8 protein-coding genes are annotated in these 6,060 nt (G+C 68.8%); 5 read left to right on the top strand and 3 right to left on the bottom strand.

Annotation, left to right across the window (positions count from 1 at the left end):
• The coding region (locus ACTS11_RS07365) for an MFS transporter (RefSeq protein ID WP_442639681.1) at window positions 1-577 on the bottom strand (577 nt) is incomplete at its 3' end.
• An 85-nt stretch (window positions 578-662) separates the two neighbouring features.
• Window positions 663-1,193 carry an acyl-CoA thioesterase gene (locus ACTS11_RS07360; protein WP_442639680.1) on the bottom strand — a complete coding sequence of 177 codons (531 nt, stop codon included), beginning with the start codon at window positions 1,191-1,193 and terminating at the stop codon, window positions 663-665.
• A gap of 126 nt (window positions 1,194-1,319) precedes the next feature.
• Between ACTS11_RS07360 and ACTS11_RS07355 the strand changes: the two genes are divergently transcribed.
• Window positions 1,320-1,607 (top strand): YggT family protein, encoded by a 288-nt coding sequence (locus ACTS11_RS07355; protein WP_442639679.1) that lies wholly within the window; start codon window positions 1,320-1,322, stop codon window positions 1,605-1,607.
• Window positions 1,608-1,611: 4 nt separating this feature from the next.
• On the opposite strand, the gene msrA is transcribed toward ACTS11_RS07355, so the two are convergent.
• Window positions 1,612-2,280 carry a peptide-methionine (S)-S-oxide reductase MsrA gene (msrA, locus tag ACTS11_RS07350; RefSeq protein ID WP_442639678.1) on the bottom strand — a complete coding sequence of 223 codons (669 nt, stop codon included), beginning with the start codon at window positions 2,278-2,280 and terminating at the stop codon, window positions 1,612-1,614.
• A 154-nt stretch (window positions 2,281-2,434) separates the two neighbouring features.
• Between msrA and ACTS11_RS07345 the strand changes: the two genes are divergently transcribed.
• The 4 genes from ACTS11_RS07345 to ACTS11_RS07330 form a co-directional block, all read left to right on the top strand.
• A complete protein-coding gene (locus ACTS11_RS07345; RefSeq protein WP_442639677.1) occupies window positions 2,435-3,139 on the top strand; it encodes an HAD family hydrolase in 705 nt (234 codons plus the stop codon).
• A 92-nt stretch (window positions 3,140-3,231) separates the two neighbouring features.
• The gene (locus ACTS11_RS07340) at window positions 3,232-4,731 is read left to right on the top strand and encodes an AMP nucleosidase (protein WP_442639676.1); all 1,500 of its coding nucleotides are present in this window, start codon (window positions 3,232-3,234) and stop codon (window positions 4,729-4,731) included.
• Window positions 4,732-4,874: 143 nt separating this feature from the next.
• Window positions 4,875-5,165 (top strand): HU family DNA-binding protein, encoded by a 291-nt coding sequence (locus tag ACTS11_RS07335; RefSeq protein WP_442639675.1) that lies wholly within the window; start codon window positions 4,875-4,877, stop codon window positions 5,163-5,165.
• 77 nt (window positions 5,166-5,242) lie between these two features.
• Window positions 5,243-6,060 (top strand): DMT family transporter (locus ACTS11_RS07330; protein ID WP_442639674.1); only part of this gene is annotated, 818 nt, incomplete at its 3' end.

The following is a 6,060-nucleotide window of genomic DNA, read 5'->3' as shown; positions in this document are numbered from 1 at the left end:
TCCCGATCAGCGTCTTTCCCGTCTCGGCGTTCTCGGCGAAGAGGAGGAGCATCGCCACCAGCGCGACGAAGCCGCCGAGATACCCGAAGGCGAAGCCCGACCCCGAGACGCGGCCCATGTCCTCGCGCCGGCAGATCGTGGGCAGCAGCGCGTTCGTGAAGATCGTCGCGAACTCCATGCCGATCAGGCCGATCGCGAAGTAGAACAGGATGAGGACGAGGCTGAAGTCGCCCGGCACGGCGTACCAGAGGCCCCAGGCGCCGACGATGTACATCGCCGAGAAGAGCCAGATGAACGGCATCCGCCGACCCGAGAGGTCCGCCACCGCGCCGAGGAACGGCGCCAGCAGCGCGATCACGAGGCCCGCCGCGCCGACCCCGTAGCCCCAGGCCGTCTGCGCCGCCGTGCCGTCGCCCAGAAGCTCGTTGACGTAGGGCCCGAAGATGAAGGTCAGCAGGAGCGTGTTGTAGGGCTGGCTCGCCCAGTCGAAGGCCCACCAGCCCCAGACGCGCCGCTTGCCCTGCGGAGAAAGCTCCGACAGCGGCGGTATCGGCTTGGGTTCGGTGAGCACGGACATGGCCGCACTCTCCGCGCGGATTCACGTTTTGTAAACGCTAATCCCGTGTGGATGATTAACGCTGAAGTTTTCTCAAATGATCGCCTCAGAAGGCGGGCGGCCAGGGACGTTCCCGGTCGGCCCCGGTCCAGGCCAGGGCCCAGTCCGGCAGGGGCGGGGAGGCGGCATCGACGCCCAGCGCCTCGGCCACGCGCGCCGTGTCCGTCAGCCGCCCCTTCGTGGTGACGCCCGTGCGCATCAGCGCGTGGTTGCAGGCCGTGTCGCCCCGCCACATCGCCTGCTCGATGTAGAAGAACCGCTGGTCCCAGCCGAGAACCCGCGTGCGGACCTCGAAGCGCTGGAAGGGCCGGATACGCGCGCGGTAGCGCACCGAGGCCCCCGCCACGACGAGGCCCCACCTCTGTTCCTTGAGCACCCGCCAGAGGCCCGTGCGGACGGCGAGGCCGGTCCGGCCGAGGTCGTAGATCGTGAGCACGCGGCCGTTGTTCATCTCCCAGAACATGTCGGCGTCCCAGGGCAGGCAGGTGAGCGGCAGCACATGCGTCTCGAGGACGCCCTGCGGCGGCTTGCGGGTCTCGGCGGCGGCGATGCGCGCGGTGCGGACAAACGGATACATGGCCGCAGAAAACCGAGGCGGCCGCCCGGATCAAGCCCGCCGTGGCGTCACGCGGCCCGCGCTTGCACGAAAGGGCACACCCGCCTATGTGGCCTTGGAGTTTCGCAACGTACCGAAGGCCCGCCGATGACCTCGCTCTTCCAGATCCTCATGCTGCTGCTCGACGTGGCCTTCTTCATCGTGATCGCCCACGTGATCCTGAGCTGGCTCATCAATTTCGGCGTGCTGAACCTGCGCCAGCCCATCGTCGCGCAGATCTGGGACGGGCTGAACCGCCTGCTCGAGCCGGTTTACGGCCCGATCCGCCGCAGGCTCCCTTCGATGGGCGGCCTCGACCTCGCGCCGCTCATCGTGTTCCTCGGCATCTACGTGCTTCGGATCATCCTGACGAACAACGCGGCCTATTTCTACTGACGCCTCAGTTCACGAAGGGGGCGTCCGGCCCCCAGATCTCGGCCACGCGCGCGTCGCGCCCGCAGGCATCGCGGTAGAGGTCGTAGGCCACCGATTTCCGCCGGGGTCCGAACCGGGTGAGGATGATGTCCTCGGAGCGGTAGTAATCCTGGTGATAGTCCTCGGCCGGGTAGAAGGTCGCCGCGTCGCGCACGGGCGTCACGATATCGCGGCCGATCTCGGCCTCGGCTGACGCGATCGCCTGCTCGGCGATACGGCGCTCCTCGGCGGTCTCGACGAAGATGGCGGTCGTATAGCTTTCGCCCCGGTCGCAGAACTGGCCGCCCGCGTCGGTCGGGTCGATGGAGCGCAGGAACAGGTCGACGAGCTGCGCATAGGACAGGACGTCCGCGTCGTAGGTGATCTCGACCACCTCGAGATGCCCGGTCCCGCCGCTTACCACCTGCCGGTAGTCGGGGTTCGGCACCGTGCCGCCGGCGAAGCCCGAGACGACCTCGCGCACGCCCGCGACACGCTCGAAATCCGCCTCGACGCACCAGAAGCAGCCGCCCGCGACGACCGCGGTGCGGATGTCCTGCGCGTGGGCGCGATGTGGGGCGAGGGCGAGCGCGACGAGGATCGCGGCGGTGAGGGCGGCGATCTTGACGCCGTCGCGGAAAGGCGTGCGGGGCATGGCATGTCCTCCTTCGCCTCCATGGGTCGCGCGGATGCGCCCGCGACGCAAGGCACATGCCCGTGAGGTCGCGCCTCGCTTTCCGAACCCGCGCCTCTGGCAGCCGGTTCCGAAGGCTGGCAGAACGGGGGCGGGCGAGGCGGAAGGACATGCCATGAGGATCGCGATGTGGTCGGGGCCGAGGAACCTCTCGACGGCCATGATGTACGCCTTCGCGGCGCGCGGCGACTGCGCCGCCTGGGACGAGCCCTTCTACGCCCCCTGGCTCGCCGCGACGGGCAGCGCGCATCCGATGGCCGCCGAGATCGTCGCCGCGCACGAAGGCGACCCCGCCCGCGTCGCCGCCCGATGCGCCGCGCCGCCGCCCGACGGCATGGCGCACCACTACATGAAGCACATGCCGCACCACATGCTGCCGTCCTTCCCGCTCGACTGGGTGGAGGGCTGCGTCCATGCTCACCTCATCCGGCACCCCGCCCGGGTGCTGGCGAGCTATGCCGCCAAGCGCGAGGCGGTGACCTTCGAGGAGATCGGCTATGCCCAGCAGGCCGAGTTCGTCGCCCGCTTCCCCGGCCCCGTGATCGACAGCGCCGACATCCGCCGCGATCCGGGGGGCATGCTCGGACGCCTCTGCGCCGAGATCGGGCTGGACTACACCGACCGGATGCTGTCCTGGGACGCGGGGCCGAAGCCCTTCGACGGCGTCTGGGCCACGCACTGGTACGGCGCCGTCCACCGCTCCACCGGCTTCGCCGAGGCGGAGGGGCCGCTGCCGCCCGTCGCGCCCGAGCACGCGGAGATCCATGCCCGCGCGCTCCCGATCTACGAAGAGCTTTGCCGCCAAGCGCTGGGCCGCTGAGTGCCGCGGAACGCCGTCACGAACCTTGCGCGGCGAACGCTCCGGCCTTACTCCCCGGCGCAAGGCATGACGCCGCGAAGGACGGGAGCGACATGGACAAACGGATGACCGCGCGCACGAGGCACCTGCCCGTCAGGACGCCCGAGGCCGGCGAGATGCGGAGCTTCTCGGACGCCGCCGAGGCCGTGGCCTACCTGGTCGAGCTCTACGAGGGCGCGACCGGCTTCCTGCGCGAGCGCTTCCGCGAGGTGGTGCTGGACGGCGGGCCGCCCGACGCGCGCTTCCGCGCCTTCTATCCGGAGATCCGGATCACCACGGCGAGCTACAGCAAGGTCGACAGCCGCCTCGCCTTCGGCCACGTCTCCGAGCCGGGCACCTACATGACGACGGTGACGCGGCCCGACCTCTTCCGGCACTACCTGACGCAGCAGCTGGGCCTCCTGATCCAGAACCACGGCGTGCCGGTCTACGTGGGTCCGTCGACGACCCCGATCCCGGTGCATTTCGCCGTCCTGAACGACGCCGAGGTGCAGGTGCCGCAGGAGGGCGCCATGTCCTTCCCGCTGCGCGACGCCTTCGACGTGCCGGACCTCCAGTCCACCCACGACGACATCGTGAACGGCTTCGGCTTCCTGCACGAGGACGGGTCGGGCGCGCTCGCCCCGTTCACGGCGCAGCGCATCGACTACTCGCTCGCGCGGCTGTCGCACTACACCGCGACCCTGCCCGAGCACTTCCAGAACCACGTCCTCTTCACCAACTACCAGTTCTACATGGACGAGTTCGTGGCCTTCGCCCGCAAGGCGCTGGCCGATCCGCACAGCGGCTATCGCGCGCTGGTCGGCCCGGGCAACGACATCATCACCAACCCCGACCAGCCGCTCAACACGCCCGCGAAGCTGCCGCAGATGCCGACCTACCACCTGACGCGGGACGGCGGCGCGGGCATCACGCTGGTCAACATCGGTGTCGGCCCCTCGAACGCGAAGACGGCGACGGATCACATCGCGGTCCTGCGCCCGCATGTCTGGCTGATGGTCGGCCATTGCGCGGGCCTGCGGAACACCCAGAGCCTCGGCGACTACGTCCTCGCCCACGCCTACCTGCGCGAGGATCGCGTGCTCGACGACGATCTGCCCGTCTGGGTGCCGATCCCGGCGCTGGCCGAGGTGCAGATCGCGCTCGAGGAGGCCGTGGCCGACGTGGCCGAGGTCTCGGGCTACGAACTGAAGCGGATCATGCGGACGGGAACGGTCGCCACCGTCGACAACCGCAACTGGGAGCTTCGCGACCAGGCAGGCCCGGTGCAGCGCCTCAGCCAGAGCCGCGCCATCGCCCTCGACATGGAGAGCGCGACGATCGCCGCCAACGGCTTCCGCTTCCGGGTGCCATACGGCACGCTCCTGTGTGTCTCGGACAAGCCGCTTCATGGCGAACTGAAGCTGCCCGGCATGGCCTCGGCCTTCTACCGGACGCAGGTTTCGCGCCACCTCCTCATCGGAATCCGGGCGATGGAAAAGCTCCGCGACATGCCGCTCGAGCGCCTTCACAGCCGGAAATTGCGCTCCTTCGAGGAAACGGCCTTCCTCTGACGCGAAAAAAGGGTCAAAAAAACGTCGCATAGCCCATGTTTTTGGGCATTCGACCTCCGCCAAGCGTTGTATGGCCCCACAATATTCGGTTACTTTCGCGCCAGCGGGCTCTAGGGCTCGGGCAGTATCAGGAGACAACAGACATGGCACAGAAACCCATGACCAAGACGCAGCTCGTCGCGGCGATCGCCGACGAGATGGGCAGCGACAAGAAGACGGCTGGTGCCGCGCTCGACGCGATCTCGGCGCTCGTCAGCAAGGAAGTCGGCAACGGCGGCGCGGTCACGATCCCCGGGATCGGCAAGATCTACTGCCGCGAGCGCCCCGAGCGCATGGTCCGCAACCCGGCCACCGGCGAGCAGATCAAGAAAGAGGCCGACAAGCAGGTCAAGGTGACCATCGCCAAGTCGCTCAAGGACAGCGTGAACGGCTGATTGCCGCCGCCAACCATCCGTGAAAGGGTCGCGTCCGGGAGACGGGCGCGGCCCTTCTCGTTGAGCGGGGCAATTTGATGGACGTTCGCGCGCTGGTCCTCGGGCTGGTCTTTGCTTTCATCTGGTCGTCGGCCTTTTCCTCCGGACGGATCATCGTCGAGGCCGCGCCGCCGCTGAGCGCCCTGTCGCTGCGCTTCTACATCTCGGGCCTGCTCGCCGTGGGCATCGCGGTGGCGCTTGGCCAGACGTTCCGCCTGAGCCGCAGCCAGTGGCGCGCGGTGCTGGTTTTCGGGGTCAGCCAGAACGCGATCTATCTCGGGCTCAACTTCGTCGCGATGCAGACGGTCGAGGCCTCGCTCGCCGCGATCATCGCCTCGGCGTTGCCGCTTCTCGTGGCGGCGACGAACTGGAGCCTCTTCGGCGAGCGGCTTCCGGTCATGGGTCTTGTGGGCCTCGTCGCCGGCTTCGCGGGTGTCGCCATCATCATGGCCGCGCGCTTCGAGGGCGGCGCGGACCTGACCGGCGTGATCCTGTGCCTCGTGGCCCTCGTCGCGCTGACGGTCGCCACGCTCTCGGTCAGGACGGCGGCGTCGGACGGGGCGAACCTCCTCATGGTGATCGGCCTGCAGATGCTGGCGGGGGCGACGGCGCTGGTGCCGCCCGCGATCGTCATGGAGGCCGCGACCTTCCGCGTTTACTGGTCCTGGCAACTGGTGGCGGCCTTCGTCTACACGACCATCATGCCGGGCCTCACGGCGACCTTCATCTGGTTCAGGCTCGTCGGCCGGATCGGGCCGACGCGGGCGGCCACGTTCCACTTCCTCACCCCGTTCTTCGGCGTGGCCGTCGCCGCGATCCTCCTCGGCGAGCGGCTGACCATGGCAGACGCCGTGGG

This window comes from Roseicyclus sp., assembly GCF_052168335.1.
GTDB lineage: Bacteria > Pseudomonadota > Alphaproteobacteria > Rhodobacterales > Rhodobacteraceae > Roseibacterium.
This window is presented reverse-complemented; position numbering and strand designations above follow the sequence as displayed.

Coding starts and splice junctions, on each gene's coding strand:
- ACTS11_RS07360 (WP_442639680.1), bottom strand. CDS start 1,193: ATGTATCCGTTTGTCCGCACCGCGCGCATCGCCGCCGCCGAGACCCGC.
- ACTS11_RS07355 (WP_442639679.1), top strand. CDS start 1,320: ATGACCTCGCTCTTCCAGATCCTCATGCTGCTGCTCGACGTGGCCTTC.
- msrA (WP_442639678.1), bottom strand. CDS start 2,280: ATGCCCCGCACGCCTTTCCGCGACGGCGTCAAGATCGCCGCCCTCACC.
- ACTS11_RS07345 (WP_442639677.1), top strand. CDS start 2,435: ATGAGGATCGCGATGTGGTCGGGGCCGAGGAACCTCTCGACGGCCATG.
- ACTS11_RS07340 (WP_442639676.1), top strand. CDS start 3,232: ATGGACAAACGGATGACCGCGCGCACGAGGCACCTGCCCGTCAGGACG.
- ACTS11_RS07335 (WP_442639675.1), top strand. CDS start 4,875: ATGGCACAGAAACCCATGACCAAGACGCAGCTCGTCGCGGCGATCGCC.